This is a genomic window from Roseovarius aestuarii (genome assembly GCF_019966515.1).
Classification (GTDB): domain Bacteria; phylum Pseudomonadota; class Alphaproteobacteria; order Rhodobacterales; family Rhodobacteraceae; genus Roseovarius; species Roseovarius aestuarii.
Genome location: NZ_JAIMIB010000001.1, coordinates 488,105 through 514,050 on the forward strand (window position 1 = coordinate 488,105; position 25,946 = coordinate 514,050).

The window sequence follows — 25,946 nt, forward strand, 5'->3', positions numbered from 1 at the left end:
GGTCAGCTATTCTCGATGCTGAACCCTTCATGGGCAATCTCGATACCCTCCACCGCAACCTCGTTGCCTTCCGATTTCAGATCAGTCCCGGTGACCTTGACCGGGAAGGCGTTCTGCACCTTCCAGACCATGGTCGGGTTGCCCTGCTCGTCCAGCAGCGAGATGGTCAGCGCCTTACGCTTGATGGTGTTCATCTTGATTTCCGAGAACCAGTCGAAGATCGCATTGTCCTTGACGAAAACACCCTTCTTCATCGTGATATTCGAGTTCTTGATCATGCCGGGCATCTTGACCTTGGAAAAGACCGGAGAGTTGCCCGAGCGGTATTCGATCGCCTCGGATTCGATATCGAGGCCCGAGACCTCCTGAAACGCGAGTTCGCTGTCGTCCCACTTGACCTGAAAGTAGAACTTGGGAAGCGGCCAGACTGTCTGTGTCTGGGCGGAGCCGTCATCTGCCATGGTTTATCTTCCTTCTCTTATCAGGATTTTTGCATTTGTTGCTGGAAAGTGATCTCGATGAATTCCGCCGGGCGCACGATGGCGACCAGAACGGTGATCCGCAATATGCCTTCGAGAATATCCACCGGGGTCATGGTATCGCCAAGACCCACATGGACGCTGAACGCATCAGCGGGCACAGCGCCTGCCAGTCCGCCCTGTTTCCAGATTGAGGTCAGGAAATTCTCAATCATGGATCGCATGGTCACCCAGGTCTGTGCGGTGTTGGGCTCAAAGACGTAAGCCTTGGAGGCCAGGCGCAGCGATTCCTCGATCATGATCATCGTCCGGCGCACGTTGATGTAGCGCCAGTCAAGGCTGTTGCCGTCGAGCGTGCGCGCACCCCAGACCAGCGTACCCTCGCCCACGAAGGGCCGGATCGCGTTGATCGATTTGCCAGTGGTCGACACGTTGAGGTTTTCCTGTTCCTCATTGTTGATGTTGACCTTGGGGGCCACGACCGAGTTCATGCTGATATTGGCCGGAGCCTTCCAGACCCCGCGCGAATTATCGACCATCGTATAGAGCCCGGCCATGCCCGCCGAGGGCGGCAGGCTGTTTTCGCGCTTGGTGATCGCATCCATCATCGTGTTGTAAAGCGGCACCTGCGCCCGCAGGGTCTTATCTATGGTCTCGGCCGAGGGACCCTGGCTGACAACTGCGCTGGCACCATCAACCAGAACCCGGATTTCGGATTTCGCAACCAACACGTCATCCTTGAAGATCGAATAACTGGTCTTGGCCTCTGGCCCGGCAAAGTCCGGCTCGGGCTTGAAAGTCACCTTGCCGGCATTGCCTACCTTCCACAGCCCGATGCCTTCGACCGCACGGGTCTTGCCATCGTCGCTGGTGGCATCCTCAAGCACCACGGTCTTGGGGTCGCCATCGGGATGATCCGCGGGTACGTCCACAGTCACCGCGCTTTCTTTCTTGATGTCCGCCGGGGCCAGCACACCGCCAACAACCTCGACCGCAAGATTAAGCGTATCGGTGGACATGCCCAATTCATCCGTGACCACCAGTTCTGCCTTACCCTCGGCGGCCTTGCCGTCATGTTTGAAGCTGATTTTACCCTGCTCCAGATCGTCCTGTGTAAACTCGGTCGCCGCAGCGGTACCGTTCAGAAAACTGCCACCCATCGCATCACCCTTGGTGATGCTGTAGGTCAGCCCGGTCATGTCGCTTTCGTCATCTTCTGCGTTCAGGTCATGCGAGGTGACCGGTACCGTACCGCCTTTGGGCACCGATATGGTGAAATCCCCGGATACACTGGGCGCGCTGATGCGGTTGATCTCTTTCGCCAGCTCCTTGTCGCGCACCGACATTCTGAGCAGCGACATCATCGTGGGGTGGCTGGCGCCGTCGATGTTCTCAAAGGTGAAATCACGCGCCTGGAATATCGAGGTGTCGAGCCACGGGTAATAGGCCGCGCCAAAATCAAGGTTGTTGATGCCGACATCGTTGCGGAAGGTCGAAACCGGGTTACCCAGCGGGTCCTTCTGGCTCAGATGGCCGCCGAAGATATCGAGGATCGCGAAGCGGTTCTTCATGTCGTTGCCGCAATGCTTGAGCATCGCCTGCTGCACTTTGACCGCGTTTTGCCGGGCCAGCCGCGTGGTTTCGGGGATCACCACCATGGTCGGCTCAGGCTCTTTCTTCAGCTCGATCAGCGCCTTCAGCATCAGGTCAGAATCGATCACGTTGTCGACTGTTTCGCCCTGATCGTTCTTTACCTTATAGGTGCCGATCGAGGTGACATAGCAGGCGCCGCCGCCGTTCTGAAAAAACAGCCGCATGTTGGCAAAGAGACAGAAGGCCGGATTACCCTTTTTCTGCTTCAGTTCGAACTTCTTGTCCTTGACCGGGAAGACCGCGCGCGGCAGCGCGTCCTTCATCGCCGTACCGTCAGCGGAAAGCGGCGAGGGGCCGCCGGCCTCTTCGTACTCCACAAGCTCGTAGATCGGGTTGGCTGGTCCGCCGAAGTAACTCACAAATTCCGAAAATGAGGTGATCCGGAACGGCGACATATGCAACGACACATTACCGTTCATCGCCTTCTCGGTATAACCGATAAAGGCCGGAACCGCGGTGGCCACCTGAACAACCGAGTTGGGAAAGGCGTTCTTCTCAACGATGTAAACTCCGGGTGTCTTCATGGCCATTTCGAAATCTCCTCTGGGATTATAGGCTGACGTATATGTCGGATTGCAGGATGTCGGCGGGCGTTGCGCCGGGAATAGGTCTGAGGTTTGAACCGCCGACCGGCAGGACCGGGATCAGGGTTTCGGGATCATAAGGTGGCGGCTGGTCTTCCTTCAGCGCGAGTCGGATCGCGTTACGCTGCCGGATCGGTACGGGCGTGCTTGACCGCAGGACGCGCGCGGTGCGCCCGTTTGGCAAGATCTCCTCGCCCAGATCGTCGAAAGCAATCTTGTCGGTGTCATCGACAACGCGGATCGGATCGGCGCTGCCCTTGCCGACAATGTGATAGGCCCAGAGTGCCTGAACCGTTTCGCAGGCGACGGTGCAGGTGATCGGGAAACGCGCCGGGTCGAACGGAAGATCAAGCTGGCAAAGCCGCCGGTCGCCCGGGCGACGCGGCAGGTCGGATTGGGCGCTATCGGTTGGCGAGATCGAAATCTGCGCCACGTCATCGCCCGGGGTCGTTGCAAGCTCTGGCGCGAATACCGGCACGGTATCGGAGCGCCATCCCCGCGTCAGGCCGATCAGTTGAGTATCGTCGGCGATGATATCCAGCGTCACACGTTCAGGTACCTCTTCGATCTCGACCGGCGCGACCAGTACTGCACCGGGACCGCCGCTGCGCAGGACCAGACCGGCACGCTGCAAGAGGCTCGGATCTGCCGCGCTCACGCGAAACGGCGCGGGGGCGTCGCCCCAGTAGTCATGGCGAATATCGATTTCCAGCGCCGCGCGATATTCCATCACCGTCCTCCTTCCGCAGGCTCGGCACTACGTTGCGGACTGCGGATAACCGGCGCAATGCCGGTCACAACACCGGCGTCTATGGTAACGAAACGCATCTTGAACATCACTGATGGCACATAACGCCCACCCAGATTTCCCCACATCTGGCCCATCTCTTCGACCTTGAGATTACTGATCTCGAAAGAGAGCTGTTCAAGCCCTGTCGGCAGCTCGGGTGTATTCTGTGGTGTCATCACCGGCTGCGCCTGAAAGAATCGTAGCGCCATTGAGAGCTGTTTCAGCCCTTCGACATATTTGTCGGGATCATGCGCCGCCGCGAGCATCACATAGATATCCAGATGCACCGGAGATACCGAGTTGACCTGCCCCAGGGAAGAACCGCGCCCACCGCGAACCCCGCGCGGCATCTGATCCTGGGCGATGTTGGTGATGAAAAAGGCCAGCTTGTTGCGGATATTATCGGCGGGCTTGCCCTCGACATCGGTCAGCGGCGACAGGTTGACGATTTCCTCGGATGTCCGGAACTGTCCGGCCAGATGTCCGTTCAGACGGTTCACGACAAGGGTCAGCACCTGGTCGATCATACGGCAGCAACCCTTTGCGCGCGGCGATCACTGTATCCGGGCACGAATACGACCATTTCATCTCCCAAGTCTTTCTTCCGGCGCGATAACCGCAACCTGCCCGAGCAGGATTGGAAAGGCGAAATAAACCGGAAGTAGTGTTGTCCTTAGGTCAACTCAACCATAAAAAAGCGCGCCAAGGCAAGCGCTGAGTTGCTGATTGTCGAAATTTGCGTGCGTCGAAGCTTTGGCGCCGGTGGTTTCAGTCCGGTGAGATACTGCCGCTGCCCATATGCTGCTGCACCAGACGGCGCCAGTCGGGTGAGCGGATTTTCTCGATCAGTGCCCGATCAATATGCTCAGACAGATCGGTCATGTTTTTGCCGTATCCCCAACCCAGCGGCTCGTTGCGAAACACCAGATCTTCAATCCGGATTTTGCCCGCCGAAGACCCGATCCGCGACAGATAGGTCAGCTCGGCCCAGTCCCCCAGCACCACATCGACCTTGCCGTCGACCAGCGGATCGACCAGTTGGGTGATGGTTTCGGTGGTGCTGCAACCGGGTTCGGAACCGTCGGTTTCAGTGCCACCCGCAGGGGTATCACCCGCCAAGATCAGTGGCTGGCAGTTGGTGGTCTTGGCATCATCCTCGCCGCTGGCATGGGTCAGGAAATCCTGCGCTGACGAATCCGCGACGACCCCCACATGCAGATCCAGCAGATCATCTGCCTCCAACCGTTCGGTCTGACCGATGGCCGAAACAAAGGCCGAGGTCAGAACCCCCAGCAGCGCCGCAGATAACGCGGCGCCGATGATGGCCATGAAAATTTCGAGCAGACGGCCGGCAAGTTTGGAACTGGCGTTACTGATCCCCTTAAGGCCAAGTGTGCGTTCGATCGCTTCGAGAAACGGATCGACATAGGCCGTGACCACGCCGGTTCGGCCCTCCCCATCCCCATCTCCCTCCGGGCGTCCACGCGCATCCTGCAAAAGCAAGCGGATCAGCGCCGCAAGCGCCAGATTGAAAAGGAGAAACAGGATGATTGCCTGCATCGTCCCAGGCTGGAAAAGGGTCGAGGCGAGAACATCCAATGCGTGATCAAAGGCGATCTGACCGCTGTTAAGCCGCGCCACTGTCAGCCCCGAAAGGAAATACTGGCGCGACATGTCGTGGATGTTAAGCCGCTCCGTGGTCACCGTCAGCGGCGAGAGCGCCATATCGAGAGATCCTTCTCTCAGCGCGATATTGATATCTTTTATGGCATCGCAACGCACCAGTCGGCTGCCCGAAATCAGCCCATCTTCGATCAACCCCATTTCGACACGCTGCCATAATTCGACCGACAAGCCACCGGGTGGCGCGCCTTCCTTCAAGATCACGAAAGGCGGCGCATCGCTTAACCCGATATCGAGAATGCCTGCAGGACTATCTGCACCGCTGCAGGCCTCGGCCCGCAGTGGTGGCGTCAAAACAAGAGCCAGAAGCAGGCCGATACAAAGCCTGAGCGTCATTTTTCGGCGGCTTTACTGCCCATCGCGTCTGCTTCCTGCTCAAGCGAGGGACTGTCGTTGACGGCGACACCACCCACATCAGTGGTCGCGGGCACGCGTCCTTCAGCCTGCTGAACTGTGTGCCAGGCCTCGTGCGGCAGGTGCTGTTCCTGACCCGGCGCCAGATGAATATCCGATCCTTGCGCATAGGCATGGGCCCCGATCGCCGCCGGATTCTCGGAATTCCGGTGCACCCGCACATGGTCCATCGACTGGCCTGACAGCGCTTCAATCCCCGATTTCAACTGGCTCGGCAACGCCGATCCACCGGCCGCAGGTTTCATCTGCAAGTTCTCTTCTTCCTGACGTTGCAACGCAGAGCCTTCGGCTTTGCCCTGCAGCGCTTCTTCCTCCTCCTGGCGTTGCAGCGTGGTCCCCTCGGCCTTACCCTGCAGCGCTTCTTCCTCTTCAGGTTGGCGTTGCACGGTTTCGGCCTGACGCTGGATCGCCCCCAGCTCGCGGGACGACTGGCCGGCATCGGCTTTTTGCTGCAAGTCGGATAGCTGGCTGTTCTGCGGCCCCTCGCGTTCATTCCCGGCCCGTGTTGGGTTATGCGCAGATGCGCGCGCCCGGTCGCTCTGAAATATTTGCGCCATGTCTAAACCTATGATTGCTCAATTGCATTCAAAGTAACCATAGGTTGCTGATTCCTGGCAAGGACAATCGGGAGCTGAGCCTTACCGGGCACCGAAACCGGCCAGCAACTCTTCCAGCGCCGCTTCCGCATCGCTCAGCTGCGTCAGAATGCCATCGACTTCGCTTTCGTAAGGTGTGGTGTCGGCTTCCAGCAGGGTGCAGAGCGGCGGGCTCAGAACCTCGAGCAGGTCGCAGATCAGGTCGACCACGAAAGGGGCCGTTGCGTCGAGGCCGGCAGCGCCGTGGGTAACGTGGTTGTAAGAGAAATAGAGCATCTCTTCGTCTTCAGCGGCAATCACCTTGCCCAGAAATAGCGCATTGTTGACCGTGTTCAGCGCCGCCCTGGCCAGATCGAATACATGTTCAGAAGTCGCAACGGCGGGAAATATAAAAACCAGCTGCCAGATCGCCATAACTTCATCGGAACTTTCCAACTGATTGATTCTGAGCATGCCGCAATCATCACTCAGTGGCACCGCGATGTGGCCTGGGTCACCCGGGTCTTCGACCACCCATTCAGCGGCCCTGCCCGCACGTTTTAGAGCGGCGATGAAATCTTCTGGCTCAGCCATCCCTAACGCTCTTTGAAGGCGGATACGATCAGGTTAATCTGCCGTGCCACCCTTTTCTGTTGATTGCCATCCTTTTTGAACTTGTTCTCAATTTCCGTCATCCCGCGCCGCAGCCGCATGGTCTTGATAAAGACCTTCTGCTGATCCGGTGGAGCGCGCAAAATTTCCAGCGCCGCGTTGCGATAGCGCGCTTCCTTATTGACGGTGGTCTTGTCCGCGTTGAAACCGCGTGCAGATTTTCCTTTTAGCCGCTTGCGGACATTTTTCAGATGCTGGCTGACAAACTCCTGATGCGGATCCAGTTCCGCCTCGGCCTGTTTTTCAAGATTGGTCAGCTTGCCGCCCTTCTTGTTGCGTAATTTCTGCTTGGCGGTCCGCGCACCGATCTGAAACAGCTTGGCCACACCCGAGGCGATGCCAATCAACCCGCTGATTGCTGTCCCAAACCCGGTCGTGGCCAGTATGCCACCAGTGATCGATCCCGCCGAATGAATGATGTCGATGATCGCTCGCTTCATGCGCTTGTTGTAGGTTTCCTTCGTCACCCTGAGCGCGGCCAAAAGGCCCTCGCTGCCTTCCTTGGCAAACTTATCGCGCGCCTTGGTCACCTTCTTGCGGGACTTCACGGCCTTGCCTACATCTATCCCCTTGCGCACCAGATCCAGCACACCCTTGACCACCCCAAGCAGCGGCACGATCGAGATCGGCCCGGTCGTGCCCTTGGCGATGGCCGAAGCCGATTCACTCGCGATCTGCCCGCCCCCGGCAATCTGAAAGTAGACCTTTGTCAGCGCCGAATAGGTATTCGCCGCCGCCGACACCGTGCCCGCGATATCGCCTGCCGAGTCGAGCGTATCTTCGGCCACTTTCTTATTGCCCTTCTTGTAGTTTTCGGTCGTGGCCGTACGTTTTTTGATCTTGCGCACCGTCGATACGATTGATTTTACCGCCGCCACCGCCGAAAGCAGAATATTAGCACTGTCCCCCACAAGCTTGACATCGGTGCTCATGTCGATGCCCTGGTCTTTGTTTTCTTGCGTATTGTCAAAGAAATTGGAATTTGCTGTATAGCCGTGACCGCGCGCAAAGGTCAGTTCACCACCCAGAGCCTTGGACAAAGTCGCGGTGGTCCCCGCGGTGGTCAGCAGGACGATCTTTGCGATCGCCCAATTCCGGCGCGCTTTGAGTTCGGGTTTGCCCTTGCAGTATTTGACGATATTAACATAGCGGGCGATCTCAGCGCCGAGCTGGGTGGCCATCACCAGACCCGCGCCATAATCGGCGGCGCCACTCATCTGGTCATTGGCCGAGGATGCCTGCGCCTTTTCCTGCTCGGTGGCATTGTCACCCGTTTTCTGATGCAGCCCGCCAGTTATCTTTGCGACGGTTTTCTTGGCTTCCGCCAGCGGATCGCAGCCATCGATATTGGTCTTCCAGTATTCCTCAAGCCCCTCATTGCCCTTGCCGCCAGTGCCCTGCATGCCAAGCGCGTTCATCGCCTCATCCGCGACCCCGGTGAATTCGTCAAACGCGTCGCCCGGCCCCATATCAGGCATATCGGTTTCAACCGTGCGACCAATGGCGCTGAAGACGTTCAGATCACGCACAGCGGTTTCGAGGTAAGTGGTGATACGGCTTGCCGCTTTCGGGCTTTTCGAAATCTGCTTACGCGCCGCCAGCAAACTGCCATCAAACCTTGATCTATAGACAGACAGCGCCGCGCGGGCACTCTTATGGTTCCGGGTGTGCACACGAACGCCAAGATGCACTTCGGCCACGGCGATCAGCACACTGCAGGCATCCCACAGCGCATCGACCGGTTTGTGGTTGGGATCGATATCGCGTGCCTGCTCGCGCATCTCGGCAAGATGCGCCACCATCTGCTTGCGCGTATCCCGGCTGGCACGCGGCCGTTCAATCGACAGAATGTTCTGCACCCGCGCGCGCACCCGCGAATAGACATCATGAGTAAAGTCGCTGCGGCTTCCGTATTGCGGCTTGGCGTCCGGGATTTTCTTGAGCTTGGCCATCTTGTCCGCGACCTGCCGCTTGAGCCGCGCCACTTTCCCAGCCCGTATGCTCTTGACCGTGCTGTCGCTTCCCTTCTTGGACAGCTCCCAGCCATCGATCGCCGCTTGCAAATCTTCAAGCCGGTGTCGCTGAACGCTCACCTTCTCTTCCAGAGACTCCTGATACAGAACCAGCGCTTCGTCGATCGCCAGAAGGTCGTTGGACCGTTTCCTGCCGGTTTTGGAACTGGAGTCCTTCCAGGTGACATAATCCATCACCGCTTCGCGCTGGACCACCTGGCTCTGAAGGCCATTAAGATGGGCGACAGGCAGGCTGGCGTTGGCCTTGCGCTGAAGTTCTGCCGTCGCCTGAATACGGATGCCTTGATGCACCGCCGCCATCGCCGCCGGGGTGACGTGCGGTTTGTTCGCGCGATGCCGTGCTTTCGTGGCCTGACGTGACAAGATATCTCTCCGCCATTCTGCCTGCGGCGCCAAAATTGCGCTTCCGGTTTGCTGCGAGCCTACGCACAAGCCGTTTTCCTAGCAACCCCCACACGATACATATAAACGAAAATACCGCCAGGGTTGACGCATGCCGCGCTGTCCGGCACCGTGCATTTGGTGGGAAACTGCCGACTGAAACCGGCTTAGCGGGAGCTGTCCTTTTGGCGCGAAACTCAGTTGTAAAAGCAAGCACGGTCTGCGGGGTTTTGATTATGCTCGCAGGATGCGGAGTGGTGAAAAAGGTGCAGGCGATCCCGATGGTTGAACGGCTGGGTTTGGGAGAAGACATACCTTGCGACATTGACCTTTACGAGCAGCGCCGCATGGCCGGTTCCTTCCTGCAAAGCCCTGTCGGCACGCCGGGCGGTGCCTTGCAATATGTCACCGGCAAACCCTCAAAGGCACCGCTGCCGCGTAAGCTGGTGTTGGAGGAAAGCAAGATCAAGCGCCTGTCCCCTCAGGAGCAGGATGGCGAAGCAGTCCTCAAAGGCTCGAAAAAGGCAACCGCCGAGCCGATTGCAGGGCTGGGCGAAAAGGATGTGCTGCCGCAGGCCTATCAGCTCAGCTACCGGGCGGTGAAGGTAGATTATAAGGGGCCACTGGTGGTCGGACTTAGCCCGACTGCCCAGGAAATCCCGCAATCGGGCCAGGCCGCGATGTCCGGGCCGGTCAAAATCAGCTTCACCAGCACCGACGCAGACGGGGTCACCTCCACGACCGAGGCCACCGGCACGTTCAGACTGCTGATCGGCTATGGCACCGGGCGCGCGGCCTTCTCGGCCTCGGATTTCACTGTCGACAGCGGCCCTGATCTGCCTTTCGCCAAACTCTCGTGGTCGCGTCTGGGTATCTGCGCGCCGCGCATCGTCAGCAGCGGTCAGGGCGGGACCAGTTTCACCTCTGCCGACGGCGGGCGCGTGGCCTTGATCGACCCCGGCACCGACCCGGCTGCAACTATGGCATTCGAAAGCAGTCAGTTCGCGGCAAGCGAGCGTCCCGGCCCCCCGGGGTCGGTCGGCGGTGTCTTTGCCATTCAAGGCAACGCGGCAAGCGTCATGGGAGTATTTTTATCAAAAGACTCTCCCTAAACTTGTTTCTTCTCTTGCCCTGAAGATGACGTTGGGTAACTATCCCCTGGGACGTAAGGACATTTCAGTGAACCAGTTAACGAGTCTTCCTTGGCCAATCGGGAGATATGATCGAACGCCTTGTGGCTTTGGGCAAGGTACTGATTTGAAGAGGGATATTTGATTTACGACTGGTCCGAAATACGCGTGACGCTAGAAGCCGCCGCGGATCGTCGCCTGCCGGCGCCGCTGATATCAGATGCCCCTCTGATCCGGCCTGCGTCTCTGGCTGAAAATCTAGCCGAGCTATTGGCACACGCACCGCAACCATGGCGCGACACACTGCGCCGCGAACCTGCAGTCGTCGCGGCACAGATCGCTGCCTTTCGGCTTGATGACGCGATCATGGGCTACGATCTGGTGGCCGAAGCGGGGCCGGAAGCGCTTGTCAGACATATCGCCGATCTTGCCCGCCGCCTCGATGACTGGCTTAACCGGGTCCGGACCCAGCTGCCCGGCCCGTTCGCTGAAACGCTTGACGCCCTTGATCGCGGGATGAACCTGCATAAACGCGTTGCTGACATGGCCGAGGCCACGGTGTCGTCCATGACCACCTTGTTCAGAAACTCGCTTTCGGCCGACGCCGTTGCAGGCCCGCGCGATGCGGTTGCACAGGCCAAATACGTCAGGTCCTGGCTCAGCGCCGCACACCGGCAGCTGATCCATGCCATCGGATCGCTGCAACCAACAGCCCGCCTGGTGTTCGAAGAACGGTTAAAGGCAGGCACGATCGAACCCGCTGTCGGTCTCCTGTTAGCCGAATTGGCCGCGGCGGGCGTCGTGGATGCGCGGCTCAACCTCTTCACGCGACGTCATACCGGGTTTTACTATCGTGATATACTGGGCCAGAAACCGGCAGAGGCTGCTACCGAACATGTGCTGCTGCATCTCCCCCCCTCCACGGCAAGGCGGTATCTGCCCAAAGGGACCTCATTAACCGCGCGCGGTGAAGATGGGCAGACTGAACGGTTCTGCACCGAAAGCCGCCTTCCCCTGACAAGCGCCCGCGTGACGGACACAGCCGGCATCACATACGAAACCGACCCTCAGGTATCGCTCTACACCACCTTGGGCGCAATCACCGGCATTCGCGCCGGGATCGACCGTTCGGAAGATCTGCCGCTGGGCCGGGGCGTGTTCGTCGCCCCGAACGACACGCCGGTGGATATGGGGCTCGATATCGCCTCGGACATGTTTCGGCTGCGCGAAGGCCGCCGTCAGATCGAGCTGCGGCTTAACATGCGCCGCGCTACGCCACTGCGGGCGACATCAATACCAAACGCGACACCTCCGGGGCCCGAGCCCGATCCGCATATCCGGCTTGAATTGCAAAGCGACCCCGAACTGGTCCTTGCCTGCGGATTTGCCAGCCTCGAAGAAGGGATCGACCGGATTGTCGAGGAGGTAGAACAACTCGCCCGGGCGCGCGGTTGTTCCCCCTCCCTGTCGCTGATCTACGAGGCAATGGTGCGCAAGACGCTCGGCGTCGAACCGTTGCGCCAGCTTCTGGGCCGGATATTCACCCTCGGGCTGGTCGAAGGCACCCCGTGGCCCACAGGCGAGTACTGGGCTGTCCTGAAACAACGGATCGACGCCAGCCAAGCGGCGCTGTCGGGTCAACGGCTGGTTACTCCGAATACATCCGAGATGTTCTGGCACCGCTCCGCCGAGGGAAATTCCATCCTGGGTGAGGCGTTCGCCCTGAATGGCGACGGAACGTTTATTTTCAGCCCTGACGATGTGTTCCAGAAATTCCTGTCAGACGCTTTCAAGGTCACGCTCAGCACCGCTGACGGACCCGTCCGCCCTGATGTTCTGCAGGTACTGCCGAACGGACCCGACGCACCTGCAGGCTTTACGCTGCGCATGACACTGGAACCCGATGTGGCGCCGATCATGCCGCCGGCGGAAACGCCCGAGACCGCCCCGGTCATGTCACTGCGCTATGCGTCCGGCGCCCGGATATGCCCCGCAAGCTTTTTCGAACGCTACGAACTTGAAAATATCGCGATGCGGGTAAAGGCCACCGACCTCAAGACCTTTGCCGCATTTTCCGACGATGGCCCGGTCGCCCCGGACCAGAGCTTTCTGCCCTTCACCAGTCGGCCCACTGATGGATCGACCCTGACCATCGCCGCGCCGGAAATGGCGCTGAAACCTGTCAGCAGCGTCTCGCTTGCGGTGACATGGGCCGATTTGCCGGGAACGTCGGAAGGGTTTGACGAGCACTACGCGCAGTATCCCGAGGGAACCGAGATTCCATCACCGGAATTGCAGATGGACTATCTTTCCGGCGGCAAATGGAAACGCCTGCGCGACGCTGCGACACCGCTGGCCGACCGCGATGCTGCCACCCGGACACTCCTGTCTGATTGGCGGCGCACCGGGAATTTCGACAGCCCGGCAATCCCGGATGACAGCATCGCAGCGATGACGCTCCCAAAGTCGCGCGGTAACGTACGCGGCGGGGCCCTGCGACTGACCCTGGCGGGCACGGCGAACGGCTTTGGGCGAAACCTCTACCCACGGGCGCTGGCGCAGGCGATGCGCCCCAGCCTTATCCCGATGCTGAAACGCCCCTTGCCGAAGCCACCATACCTGCCAAGGATCGCCAGTTTGCGACTTGGCTACGAAGCCCGGGCGACGATCGAGCTGTCCGCCCCCGACAGCGCCCGCCCCCGGGATCGGCTTTACCAGATCACACCCTTCGCGCGCGCGAGGCTGTTTCCCGAGCGGACCGGGCGCCGGGCAACCCTGTTTCCGCCCCGGCTGGGCTATGCGTCGCTTTTCATCAAGATCACCGGGCCGGATGCCAACAAGCGCCTCAGCCTGCTGTTTGATATTGCCGATAGCGGCCATTCGCGGATCGCCCGACAGCAGGTACCTTTGGTCTGGCATTACCTGACCGCCGATGGCTGGACGGCGTTACCCCAGACCGAGATCTCATCGGATACGACCGATGGTTTACTGCGTTCGGGCACAATCAATGTGGATCTGCCCGACGACGCAGGCAGCAACACGGCAATTATGCCCGGTGGCGGCCTGTGGCTTGCCGTTTCAGCGACGCGCCGGGGCTTTGACACCCATCCAGTGCTGTCTCGTGTCAAAACCAATGGGATTTGGGTTGAAGCTGTCGATGCCGGCGGTCCAAACCGTGGTGGCACACGTGTCTGGAGTTTCGATCCCGGCGTGCCGGGCACCGGCAAACCGGTCGAGGTTGCGCGCCGTACCCCTCCGCGCCCGCCCGAGGACAATCCCGCCTTTCGTGCCCGCGTGTCCGAACGTCTGCGCCATCGCAAACGCGCAGTCACGCCATGGGATATCGAGCGGCTCGTGCTTGAGGAATTCCCCGAGGTCTGGCGGGTCAAATGCCTGCCGCATCTCACCCACGACACCGCCGCGCCCTGCCCCGGCGCGGCCACGGTGGTTGCGGTCCGCCGCCCGCCATTATTCGACGACACCGCCAGCGACGTATCGCAGGAGCTTTTGTTCGATGTGGGTAAGCTGGAACGGATCAGCGGCTACATCAAACGTCACGCACCGCCTTTTGCGCGCTTCGAGGTCGTCAACCCCGGCTTCGACCGGCTGCATGTCAGGGCCAAGGTCCGGTTCGCCGAATATAGTGACGACGGCGCGCTGGCCTTTCGGCTCAGGGCCTATCTGGCGCATCAGCTCTCGGTTTGGACCGCACCCGAGGATATTTCACGTTTCGGCTGGTCGCTGAATGTGTCGCTGCTGCGCGCCCGGATCAGCGCGCTGAGTTATATCGAAGACGTCACCGATTTCTCAGTGCTGCACTTCACCTCTGACGATGAGGGTGCCTATCGGCTTGCGGACACCGCCCAAAGCGATGGCCGCGGGCCACATGGGACGGTAATACAACCCTCGCGCCCCTGGGCGCTTGCCCTTTCCGCCCAGAACCATGCCATCACGGCGACTGACTACAAACGGAACATCCCCCCCTCGCAAAGCGGCATCGGACGGCTGAAGATCGGTGACATGCTGGTCGTGGGACAGGAGGCGAAGCTGTGACGAAACAGGACAGAACCACGCTCAAATCGTTTTTCAGGGATGGTGCACTGCCCTCTGCCGAACGTTACGGTGATCTGATCGACAGCACCGTCAACCAAATTGAAGACGGTTTTTCGAAAACCCCCGCAGACGGGCTCCGGCTGTCTTCGGTCGGCGAATCGCGGGCGGTGATGAGCCTTTATCAGGGCCTGTCCACGCCTTACCCGTCCTGGGTGCTGGAACATGGTGAAGCCGCTGGCAGCCTGCATTTCCGGCAGGGACTTGGACTTGCCGGGAACGATCTCGACAGCGACGCTCCCGACACCGACCCCGAGGACGGTGGGAAAAAACCGGCCCCCGCACCGTCGGGACTGGCGCTGTCACGGGATGGTCGCTTGGGCGTGCATAGCGATGCGCCGGAATGGCGGCTTGACGTCGGCGGCGTGGCCCGCATGCAGGGCCGGATCGGCCAGCCGACCGAAGGCTTGGAACAGGTTCCCGCCGATGGCAGCTGGCATGACGTGACCCGGTCGATGACCGGCTGTCAAGCGTTCGAGGTCATGGCCGGTGCCGGCGGCGAAGTGAATTACGGCCGCTATTCGATGGTTCATGCCATAGCGATGAACGCCTATCACCCGCGCAACCCGATCCTGAACTGGCTCTTTGGCCGGCGACGCATCCGCAGCCAGACAGCGATGTATGGCAGCTATGCCGACCGGATCCGCCTGCGTTGGGTTGCCGCCAGTGAACGACACCACTTCAAGCTTCAGATGCGCACCAACGCCAATTTCGGCGAGGGCAAGACGATCCGCTATTACATGACGCGGCTGTGGTTCGACCCTGCGATGTCCGGCTCGCGCGGCGGCCCGGGGCGCGAAGGGGGCCTTTTGTGACCTCGGACCTGCCACCGCCTCTCAGCTTCGACGCGCTGCGTGACGAAGCCATCCCTGCTGCGCAACGCGCTTCGGGCGATATCTGGACAGACTATAATATCCACGACCCGGGCGTCACGCTGCTGGAACAGACCTGCTTTGCCTTAAGCGAGATCGCCTATCGCAGCGATCATGCGGTGCGGGATCTGCTCACGCAGCCCGATGGCGGTTTCGATCCCGACGCCTTGGCTCTGTCCGGTCCCCGGCAGGTTTTGCCCGGCCGCCCGGTTACCGCGCATGATCTTGCCGCCGGATTGTCAGCGTCAAAGGCAGTTGAGCGGGTTTTCGTCCACCGGGCCGCCGCGCGTGGCCTGCTCGACATCTCAGTAATCCCCGGTCCCGGCGTTACGGATGAAGCGGCGATTGCCACCGTGCGAGACACGTTCGCGCAGATCCGCATGGTCGGCACCGATGCCAACCAGATCACCGTAATAAAACGCCATATGCTGGCCCTGTCAGGCCGGATCGAGATCAATGTCTTTGCCAAGCCCGATGCGATTGCCGCTGAGATTTACCATCGCATCAACCTAGCGCTACACGGGTTCGAAGATGACGGAATTGGCGGGCGCACGGGTGCGACGCGCGACGATGTATTCAATGACCCTGCGGCAATCTGGGCACGTGTTCTCGCCGAACCGGGCAATCCCACCCAGATAGACCTGGCGCTGGCCGCGCTGCAACGGATAGACGGTGTCGAAAGCTTGCAGGACCTTGCGCTTACGTCTGTCGAAACCGGCCTGAGCGTTCCCGGCAACACACGCCACGGCGTGGTCTATGAGGTCAGATTGCCCACCAGCGATCAAGATACCTCGCTTGAGCTGTCTCTCAATGGCCATCCCGTCCCGCTTGATCCGGACGCGATCGCCGAGGAATATGGCCGCGTCGTGGCGGCGCACATCGCACGGCAGGGTAACCAGCTTGATCTGCATGATTTTGACGTGCTCGCACCGGGCCGCCCTCGCCACGCACCCACGACCATTGATGCCGATGCAACCCTTCCTGCCATCTATCGCTATCGCGGCCTTGATACGGCGAAACCCTACCGCCAAACCATCAACGCACATCTGGGCGCGATTGCTACGCCGCTCTCCCATCTACCCAACCACTACGCTGCGCTGCGCACTATAGACTGGTCCAACCCGGCCGATATCCGGCGTCGGATCGAGATGCTCGATTATCTGATTGCGTTACAGGGCGAGGAAATGCCCGCGACATCGCAATCGGGTGTCAACCACTACCGAAACCCCGCGGCGCGGGCCCGCTGGCAGGTCGCGTGGCGCGAAAGCTATCTAAAACAGCTTCCCCGGATGAACTTCTATCAGGGAACGGCCCATCCGGAATTCGGGGTTCTGGCACGACTGGCGCATCTCACCGACCTCAACGCTGGTGATGCTGAGACGTTGGCGGATGCCGGGATTGCGTTGGACCTTGCCGCAACCTTACCCGACCCTACGGTCGAACGCCGTTCGCTCCTGCTGCCTTACCGTCCCACAGATATGCTGCTTGAACGTGACGCCGACGCTGAACCGCTTCCTGCACATAAGCTGCGCAAGCTCTCACCCTGGCTCAGCGAGACGGGGACAACCCCTGATTTGTATCGCCGCGCCGCCGATCCCGACGCTTACCTGCTGGCGCGCGACCGGAACAGCGATTGGCAATTGCTGCTTGAACCCTACGAGGACGCAGATAAGTTTTACGCCTGCGGCAGCGGTCGGGACCGGGAGGAAATGGTGGTGCTCGGCAACCGCCTCTGCAACAGTTGGCAAACGCTCAACCGCGACTGCGAGACAATCTCACTTATCGAAGATGTCGAACTGCGCAGCGGCATGACCGATTTCCGCCATGCCTCAGCAACCGCGCTTCTGACCGGCTGGACGGCCCGCACCACACGACGTGCCTTCCGTAGCTATGTCGAGGATATGATCCTGCGGGTTTCCCCGGCCCACGTAAATATCCGCCCGCTTTGGCTATCGCAGGAAGCGGGCCAGGTACTCGCACCACTGGTGCAGGCATGGCGCGCGGGCGAGGAAGGCGCTGGCGGGGCGCTCAGGGCGGCGATGACCGCCATCCACGACGAGACCGCATCATGACATCGCAACCGCAACCCCACACACGCGACCACGACCCTGAAGTGAACCGTATCGGCGAGTTGGAATTTCGGTTCGATGTCAGTGATGCTTCGCGTCAACTGGGTGCACCGGAAAAGCTCCTGATGGCGGTACGCGCCGAGCTTCTTGAGGTCATCGACAACACCCTGGGCGAAGCCACACGCGACAAGGCCGATATCCGTCTGGCGCATCTCGATATCAACCTTGGCGATATCCCGGACCCGCCAGACTGGCAACAGGTACGCACCACGCTCCGGCAGCGCCTGCTGGCCGAACTGACCCCATATCTCTACCCTAAGCCAGCATCAGACGATCCCACCATGCCAAACAAGCGCGCATGGGGATCAGGCGACGCCACCCATCTACCGGCTACGATCAAGGAGACCGCAGCGGACCGGGCCGAGAGTCCGCCCCAGAGCGCAGGGCCGGAAGCGTCGGATTCAGATCATGACGTGATGGGTGCCGATACACCCGAACCCGAATTCAAGAGCATACGTCGAAAGCCCGTAGATGATGCGATGGGGGTATATGACGTCACTGAGTCAAGCATGCCGGATCGGGAATCAACCAAGCGCCCAACCTCGCGTGGTCATGCTTTACGCCAAAACCCCGGACAAAATCAGACAAGGTCTGCGGACCATGACCAGCACGCGGCGCGGCGGTTCTTGCCATTGCTGCCCGAACAGCCGGCATCCTCGCTGCATGCCAAGCCTCTGTCAGACGACAAGAGCGCCATCCAGGCGGCGGGCGGGATCCCCGAAATGCTGCGCCGCCTGACGAGCGATGCGCCGGATACCAGGGTGCTTGGCATTCTGATGACAGATCTCCGCTGGCGATACCGGTATGCCCCGGCACGATTGCGCGAAGAGCTTGCGGCTCTTTCGCAGCACGATCTTGCGCACCTATCGACGGCGCTGGATGCTGTGACCAACCCGGAATGGGCGCAGCATGCCAGTTTGGAGGCGTCATCAATCAGCGACGCCCCTACCCTGAAAACTGACCTGATCAATCGGATTGAACGCGCCCTTGAAGAGACAGCCTCGTTTGCGTCGGAAACGCCGCAGATCACCGAATTGACCGCAGCCCTGCATGGGGTTTTTCCGGATATTGGACAGTCGCGACCCGATCCGGAACGGCTTAGAAATATTGCAGAACGCGCGCTACACCCTCTGACGGGCGTAGCCCCCTCAACACAAACGGTGCCAAATAAATCGGTACCGAAAGACACTCACGACAGGCCAAAAACAAGCCCTTTGAGCAAATCCGATCTGACGCAGCTGACCAGCGCTGAGCTACGCGAATTGATTGCCGAACTCTTGCCGGAAAATGCGACAGAACTATCCGGTGCCATTGATCAACTAGACACTACGTCCGTCGATCCTGCCGAGGCGCTTCGTGTCGTGGCTCTGGCTCTTCTGGAAAGCAGGCCGGTCGATCTTGAACTTGCGCGCCGCGCCGTACGCACCCACGACGATACGGCCATGGCAGCCATTGTAGCGCTGCTGCAGGCGCTGGATACTCCAGCACCCGAAATCACCGCATTCGTCCATGAACGGTCTTCGCAAGTATCACGCAGGCCCAACGAAACCGACGCGGGCGCACCGTCCGAAGATCAGACAAACCTACCGCCGTCAGCGCAACATAGTTTGTCGCCGACAAGTCCAATGGTCGACGATCCCGCCCCCTCCAGCCTCGATGTCGTATCCCCGGCGGACGCGGCACCACAACACCGGAAAGCCAGCGCCACATCGCAACGCGCTCAGGACGAGCCCCACACTGTTTACCCTGACGAAATTGAAGACGATCGCAGAAAAGCTCGGCCTCCCCTGCCGGTTCAACCGGTTTTCACCGGGAATCGCGCCAAGTCCCAGGTCGGCGCACCAGAACCACCGCTGAATGAGGCGGCCGAGACTGACAGCGGCCCAAGCGACACGTTGGTACCAGATCCGGCGGCAGATCACACCGAGACATCTGCGGATGACCGCGCCGTTTCTCCAGACTGGATTGAGCCAACCACGCAGCGAGGCGACAACAACCGCAAACGCGACCGCCAGTGGGTGCGAGGGAATGAAATCAGCGATGATCAATCAATAGAATGGAAGCATGCCGGTTCGGGCGAAAGCAAAGCCACGCCGATGGCGGCGCGCTCGGTCGGCGCGCCCGGTCCGACACCCGAGAGGCAGACCACCGATCTTCCGCCAACCATGCAGCCCAAGGATGCCGCATCCAAAACCGACGAGCCGCAAAGCACTCCGGGCGATATGGCACCTTCTGGCAAACCCGATGCTGCCAAAGACGAACCGGTTAAAGACACCGATCCGACAACAGGCTCGCACCTGTTACCGAAGGCACCGCACCCGCGCGAAACGACACGGACGCAAGACACTGCATCACGGCCAAGCGAGACAGAACCCGGTTCAGAAGAGCCGGAAGTTAAATCGCATAAAACCGTTGATCGCTCCGATAAAGCTGGTGATGCCTCGGCGGATGGCGCCGGAGAGGCCGCGGAGACACTGCGGTCAAAGGAGGCCTTGCGCCACAGACAAGCACCGAAGGAAACATCCGGCACCGCGTCTCAGACCAACGCTGGCGCGCGCAATCCGGAGGCCACCGATCATCAAATTACGGATCAGGATACTGCGTCCGTGACGCCCTCCCCAACCAACGGGCCGGGTGAAAATACTGAGGCGCCCTCGACCGCTAGGGCCGAACAAACGTCAGACACGTATCCGCCCGACGCGAGCCTAGGCCAACAAGCGCCCGAAGGCACTGTGCACCCATCTGGTCTCAGCCCTGAGGATCAACCCGAAAGCGCTCGCGCTGCGCCGCTTCGAGCCGCCGACACACAAGGCACCGAAATGCGACTTGGCGCATTGTTCGACGCGGCAACCCCTGAGGCGCCACGGCTCCGTGAGATGCTGGATCTGATCTGGTCGACATTGTCAGATAACGCTGAATACAACAGGCGTGACCGGTCGCGGTACTGGCAGGCCGCTCTGGTGGCGGTCCTTTCGGCGCCTCAGGACCGTTCGGCACAAGAGCATGCGGTCGCCGCCTTCCTCAGCGTGGCCGAACCTGATGATACGTCCCGGCACAACCTGTTGCGGGTGCTGCGCGCCCGTCTTGGATACGCTCAGCCCGGAAGCGATCCGGTCTTGCGCCGCGAAACCTGTTCCGTTCTGGAAAACCTTCTGAATGGCAAGCGGGATACGTCAACCGCGTCGGCAGAACCCGATCCCCACACCAGTTTCAAGACCACTGCACGCGCTGGTTTGGTCATCTTCCACCCTTATCTGCCGATGCTGTTCGACCGAATGGGTTTGTTGACGCCGCAAAAACACATCCGGCCCGAACAATTGTCACGCGCCGCAGCGGCACTGGCAGCGCTGGCCGACGACACACCGCATCAGATGATGCCTGATCCGCTTGAGCGCCTACTGCTGGCGATGCCCGACACGGCAGAACTCGCACCCGAGAGATTGCCGGACAGTGATCTCAGCCTCATTGACAGCCTGATGCGCAGCGTCCTTGCGCAGTGGCCGCGTCTTGGTCAAACCTCCCCGGCAGGTCTGCGAGAGGCCTTCATCCGCCGCACCGGCCTGTTACAGACCGATGGAGAGGCGCCGCGGCTTCTGGTCGATGAAGGCCCCTATGACATGTTGCTTGACGGGCTGCGTTGGGCGCTGTCGCCTGTCGCTCTGCCCTGGATGGCCGTCCCTCTGAACGTGATATGGAGGCAGCAAGATGACTGATCCCGCCGTGGCCCTGCCGCATCCGGATGACAGCGTCCACGCAAAGGCATTGCAGGTCGAGCTGTCTTGGCTGTCCGAGGTGATCACCGCCCGGCTGACCCATTTCTTCGACGGCACCGACACGTACTTCATAGCGCCGCCGCCACAAGATTTGCCCGAAAGCGCGGCGCTGACACGGCTGGTCTCTGATGCGCCGCTGGATGCATCGGCCCGGCTGGTGTTGGCGCTGGCCCTTGCCCCGCAGATCGGGCCTGCGGCACTCGATCCGTTCTTCGTCAAGAACTCGGCCATTGACCGGGTTTTTTCGGAATTCGGCGCAGCCCGGGCCGATGGTGCCGGATTTGTACCCAGTGCCGTGACGGCGCTTTTCCTTCTGGGCGGTGCGGACACGGCAGCACGGATCGAAGCCATGGCAATATTTGCCCCAGATCATCCGCTGCGACAGCAAGCGGGGCTTACCATCGGAAGAGCAGGTGACCCGGCGCAAACCGGTCATGACGCCGTGATGGCCGGCCCCCTAATCCTGCCGCCGCACCGCGTATTAACGCTTTGTGCCGGGTGCCCGCCCCGGCCGGATTTTTCACCGCAATTCCCTGCCAAACGGTTGGAAACGGCACTTGACTGGCAGGATCTGGTTTTGCCTTCCGGATTGAAACACGGCATCGAACATATCATCGCCTGGTATGAACATCGCAACCTGATCCGCGATAGCTGGGGGCTGGGTCGTCGCGTCGGGCCCGGATTCAAGGCGCTGTTTCATGGCCCCCCCGGCACCGGCAAGACCCTGACAGCGGCCATGCTGGGCAAACGCACCGGGCTTGATGTCTACCGTATTGATTTGTCGATGGTGGTATCGAAATATATCGGTGAAACCGAAAAGAACCTCAGCCATGTTTTTGATATGGCAGAAGAAAACGACTGGATTCTGTTCTTCGATGAGGCCGACGCGCTATTCGGCACCCGCACAGCGACGACCAGTTCGAACGATCGTTACGCCAATCAGGAGGTGTCATACCTGTTGCAGCGGATCGAGGATTGCCCGGGGCTGGTTATCCTAGCCACGAACCTGCGAAACAATATCGACGATGCGTTTTTCCGGCGGTTCCAGATGTCGATGGGCTTTACCCGGCCCGATGCCAACCTGAGACGCAAGCTCTGGCAAAACATCATTGAGCGCGTGCCGCTGTCTGAAGGTGTCGACATCGACGCGTTCGCGGAAGAACACGAACTGTCCGGTGGCGCGATCACCAATGTTGTTCATCACGCTACGATCAGCGCCTTGCGCCGTGGCGTCAAAGTTGTCGGCGCGCATGATCTGCAACAGGCCATCGCCGTCGAATTGCGAAAAGAAGGACGTACCGCATGACCCGCCCCGCCCCGGTCTTTGCCCAACTGATGATCGCCCTCGTCGTCTGGATATGCTGCGCTTTCACCGCCTTGGCCGCGCGATCTGCCGAACACTGCAATGCCCTGTTGACCGATCCGGGCGTGACCGGATCACCGAAAGATATCGCGTTGATCCAATTGGGGGCGCGCACCAAGCTGCAGGACAAAAGCGGCCTGCTTCAGGATGGACGGATCGGGGCCTATACAAGGCAAGCGCTGGTGCGGCTTTGCGGGCAGGTGCCGCTGCCCACTGGGACCAGCCCGGTCGATGGTACGCTCAATCTGGCCATCGACTACGGCACCATCGCGACAGGCGATCCAGACTGGGTTGGCAAAGCTACCTCCACCGCCCTCAAGGCGCGGATGACCGCATCTCCGCAGAACGGTGTGAATGCGGTTACGCTCCGCCTTGCCGGACCACCACAACTTACCCTGGAAACGCTGGAGAACACCCTTGCCCAAGGCGCCGGCTGCCAGGGTTTCAGCACCGACGATCTGTCCGAACCCGCGCTGGCCGGGCTGGACGCACTGATTGCGGCGGGTCCTGACGGCTGGTCGAAGCCGGAAGCTCTCTGCACAGCGCTGGCAACAAAATCCGACACGGCTGATAACACGAGCTTCCAACACACGCTCGAATCCTATGCCGCCATCGAAGTTGCACTGCCGGGCGCGTTGGTCCAACTTCTGGCACCGGATTTCTCGGCCTGGTTGGTCGAGGAGCAGAACACTCGCGTACCACGGCTGACCGGTTCCGACGCAGCAGTTATCGCCCTGATTGCAGAATACCGCGCCGCAGATCGCCCCGCCGCACCACGCGATTATTCCGGTCTTTTCAAAAAGTTACCCACCTCCTGCGCGGAACCGAAAAGCACCAATGTGCTGGAATATTCGGCCTTCACCCAAAGCGATCTCGACAATCTGGTGCAGCCGGTGGATGTGGCCGGTGTCCTGTCCGGCCTCGCCGACAAAACCTTTGACAGCGCCGATGCGCTGATGGTCGCAATTACCACAGCGCTCGACGGGCAGGTGTCGCAATGCACGCTGGATCAGATCGGCCTTGCGGTTTTCAGCTCCGAAGACCTTGGTCTGCGCTATGCGCTGGATCCGGAAGCCACCGCCAACCTCGCGCTGGTTGACGGGTTCACCGAAAGCGCCGATGCCGTCACGCCGCTGATCGGTCTTTCGGCGCAGACGCGCGGCGCGCTTCTCTCTGGTGTGCGCATTGCAATTCTCAAAGACGCGCAGACAGCGATCAACGCCGAGATTGCCCTGGCTGCCGAGACCCTAGCCGCCGCGTCCGAAGAGCTGGCCTCGGCCCTCGATACCAGGCCGCAGGATGTCCCGGAATTCCCCGAGCTTCCGGTGGCAACGCCGATTGGCGTGACCGAAGCCACGGACAGCGCCGTAACCGCCACTGTAAAGGACGCGGACTTTCAGAAAGCCCTGCTTGATGCCAATTACGCCCCCGCCCCCAACACCGAGGTGCTGAAGGGCGATGTGCGCCGCATCCTTGCGCCTATTGCAGCGGACAAGGTGGACACGATCGTATCGGGCGCCATGTCACAAATTCAGAAAGTCGTGGATCGCAGCTGGCAACTGACCCCAGATCTGAACGGTGCCATTCTGTCTGCCCCAGCGGTCAGCGCCGCCCAAAGCATGGATCTGACGCCTGAAAACGCCGATGCGCTAAAGGCCCTCGTGGGTGTCGAATACCCGAATGAAAAGCTACTGGCCTCTGCCGTGGCAGCAGTTTCGCCAGCACCACCGGATGCCGTCGCAGCGCAGGCCCGGCTTGCCGGGTTCCACACCGTGGCGGACCCAACCGCGCCGCGCAGCGCGAGTGATCTTGCCTTGCCGGATTGCCGTTGCACAGCGGCGCGGCGCGAAAATGCCGAAATCTATGCCTTCTACCCCTTCTGGCTCTTGCCCAAACTGGCACTGCCCGGCGATGATCCGGCCTCGAATACCGATGAGCCGCCCGACAGTGATGAGGAAGGCACCGACAAAAAGGCCGCCGCGCCGGAACCGCTTCATCAGATTGACTTCGGGCTGGTCAGCCGCATCGCTTTTTACGGCCTCGAATTCGCCTATGGCAATCCCGAGGCCGCCGCCGATGACAGGATCATCCGGCTAGCCAACCAGGCCCGCTGGATCGAATCGCGTCGGAATTTCGTCAATGCTGCCCATCTGCATCGCGCCAAGGCCGACCTTGCCATAACGCTTACCGGCTGGGACCAATGGAGCAGCTCCGAAATCGAAAACGTTGCCGACAAGATCGTCGATCTGTCCGCGCCGTTCAGACGTGTGAAAGACAAGGGGTTCAGAGGCTTCATCGCCGCGTATCCGACCATATTCGACGCGCCTCGTCCTGATGGAGTCACGCTGATCTTTCGCGGTTATACCGGCGTCGACGGCGCAGGGGAATCGATCCTAAGGCTTCGCGCGATGGTCGCCCGCGTCGCCGCGAAGCTCAAAGAACGCGGGCAATCTGTCAATCTCGGCCTCGATCTTGAGCTGGCCGGCGTCGCGGCTGACAGCGGATTGATGAGCGACTTGCGCTCCATTCTCGTCGACGTCGGTCAGCTACCAACACCCAACGCCGCTGGCGGGACCGCTGCTACGGAAGCGAGCTCAGGCAACTCCGACAGCCCGCCACCCGTCGACAAAATCCTCGTCTTTCTGGAACGCCCAACCACCAACACCAAAAAGCTGATGCGCGCCCGGATGGAACGCGGTGATTACAAAGGGGTCGAACGCACCGAGGTTCTGCGCCGCATCCTGCCGGTCGTCCCGCCGGGAGGGCACCGTTACGTGCTGCAAGATTCACGTGCGGTAGACGCCAGTACCGCAACGACCGAAGAGTTCAGTCAGTTCTACGATGACATCGTCTATTTTCAGGACAATTTCGCCGGTATTGGATTTTGGCCCGCCCCGGACCCGAGCAGCCCGGACATGCCGCAGATGCAGGCCATCATGGACAATCTTCTGATGCTGCCCGGTATTCCTGCGGTGCTTGCGCCCTTTACCGAAGATATCACCAAAGCCTGCAACTGGATTTGCCCCAACCGCGCCTATCTGGGCACGGCAGCCGCGCTGCTCGCGATACTGACTGCACTGATCGTCTGGCGCTCTTTCTACAGCGGGTTGGCCGATACGATTGCCTTCCGGATGGGTACTGTCTGGATCGGGACAGGCACGGTAGCAGCCATTCTGGCGGCGCTCACCCTGTGCGACCCTGCGGCACTGATCGCGCCTATTGCGCTGGCCACGCTGGTCATAGGCCTGCTGCTGCTTCTGGGATTCAACGGCTATCAGCGTGCTCGCAACGGACCAAAGCCGTGA

At 60.4% G+C, this 25,946-nt stretch carries 15 protein-coding genes; 7 read left to right on the plus strand and 8 right to left on the minus strand.

Annotation, left to right across the window (positions count from 1 at the left end):
* Positions 1–2: 2 nt before the first annotated feature.
* The 8 genes from LC334_RS02355 to LC334_RS02390 all read right to left on the minus strand — a co-directional run bounded on the left by LC334_RS02355 (position 3) and on the right by LC334_RS02390 (position 9,246).
* Positions 3–461: a phage tail protein gene (locus tag LC334_RS02355; protein WP_085798607.1), complete on the minus strand. Its 459-nt coding sequence runs from the start codon at positions 459–461 to the stop codon at positions 3–5.
* A 20-nt stretch (positions 462–481) separates the two neighbouring features.
* Positions 482–2,662: a cadherin-like domain-containing protein gene (locus LC334_RS02360; RefSeq protein ID WP_085798608.1), complete on the minus strand. Its 2,181-nt coding sequence runs from the start codon at positions 2,660–2,662 to the stop codon at positions 482–484.
* A gap of 19 nt (positions 2,663–2,681) precedes the next feature.
* Complete coding sequence (locus LC334_RS02365; RefSeq protein WP_085798609.1) at positions 2,682–3,446, minus strand: hypothetical protein; 765 nt, start codon at positions 3,444–3,446, stop codon at positions 2,682–2,684.
* Positions 3,446–4,033, minus strand: a complete 588-nt coding sequence (locus LC334_RS02370; protein ID WP_085798610.1) for a DUF4255 domain-containing protein — start codon at positions 4,031–4,033, stop codon at positions 3,446–3,448. Before LC334_RS02370 ends, LC334_RS02365 begins: the two co-directional genes overlap by 1 nt.
* A 241-nt stretch (positions 4,034–4,274) precedes the next feature.
* A complete protein-coding gene (locus LC334_RS02375; RefSeq protein ID WP_085798611.1) occupies positions 4,275–5,525 on the minus strand; it encodes a transporter substrate-binding domain-containing protein in 1,251 nt (416 codons plus the stop codon).
* Positions 5,522–6,160, minus strand: a complete 639-nt coding sequence (locus LC334_RS02380) for an eCIS core domain-containing protein (RefSeq protein WP_085798612.1) — start codon at positions 6,158–6,160, stop codon at positions 5,522–5,524. Before LC334_RS02380 ends, LC334_RS02375 begins: the two co-directional genes overlap by 4 nt.
* An 81-nt stretch (positions 6,161–6,241) precedes the next feature.
* The gene (locus LC334_RS02385; protein WP_085798613.1) at positions 6,242–6,772 is read right to left on the minus strand and encodes a hypothetical protein; all 531 of its coding nucleotides are present in this window, start codon (positions 6,770–6,772) and stop codon (positions 6,242–6,244) included.
* A gap of 2 nt (positions 6,773–6,774) precedes the next feature.
* Positions 6,775–9,246, minus strand: a complete 2,472-nt coding sequence (locus LC334_RS02390) for a hypothetical protein (RefSeq protein ID WP_139836271.1) — start codon at positions 9,244–9,246, stop codon at positions 6,775–6,777.
* Between the two features lie 275 nt (positions 9,247–9,521).
* Between LC334_RS02390 and LC334_RS02395 the strand changes: the two genes are divergently transcribed.
* From LC334_RS02395 to LC334_RS02425, 7 genes are all read left to right on the plus strand, one after another.
* Positions 9,522–10,376, plus strand: a complete 855-nt coding sequence (locus LC334_RS02395) for a hypothetical protein (RefSeq protein WP_139836272.1) — start codon at positions 9,522–9,524, stop codon at positions 10,374–10,376.
* A 186-nt stretch (positions 10,377–10,562) separates the two neighbouring features.
* Complete coding sequence (locus LC334_RS02400; RefSeq protein ID WP_223412850.1) at positions 10,563–14,447, plus strand: baseplate J/gp47 family protein; 3,885 nt, start codon at positions 10,563–10,565, stop codon at positions 14,445–14,447.
* Positions 14,444–15,319 (plus strand): hypothetical protein, encoded by an 876-nt coding sequence (locus LC334_RS02405; RefSeq protein WP_085798617.1) that lies wholly within the window; start codon positions 14,444–14,446, stop codon positions 15,317–15,319. The genes LC334_RS02400 and LC334_RS02405 overlap by 4 nt, the downstream gene beginning before the upstream one ends.
* Entirely contained in the window at positions 15,316–17,448 is a 2,133-nt protein-coding gene (locus LC334_RS02410; protein WP_085798618.1) for a hypothetical protein, read from the plus strand. The genes LC334_RS02405 and LC334_RS02410 overlap by 4 nt, the downstream gene beginning before the upstream one ends.
* Positions 17,445–21,218, plus strand: a complete 3,774-nt coding sequence (locus LC334_RS02415) for a contractile injection system tape measure protein (RefSeq protein WP_085798619.1) — start codon at positions 17,445–17,447, stop codon at positions 21,216–21,218. The genes LC334_RS02410 and LC334_RS02415 overlap by 4 nt, the downstream gene beginning before the upstream one ends.
* On the plus strand, positions 21,211–22,584 hold the full coding sequence (locus LC334_RS02420; protein WP_085798620.1) for an ATP-binding protein: 1,374 nt from the start codon (positions 21,211–21,213) through the stop codon (positions 22,582–22,584). Before LC334_RS02415 ends, LC334_RS02420 begins: the two co-directional genes overlap by 8 nt.
* Positions 22,581–25,946: a hypothetical protein gene (locus LC334_RS02425; protein WP_085798621.1), complete on the plus strand. Its 3,366-nt coding sequence runs from the start codon at positions 22,581–22,583 to the stop codon at positions 25,944–25,946. The genes LC334_RS02420 and LC334_RS02425 overlap by 4 nt, the downstream gene beginning before the upstream one ends.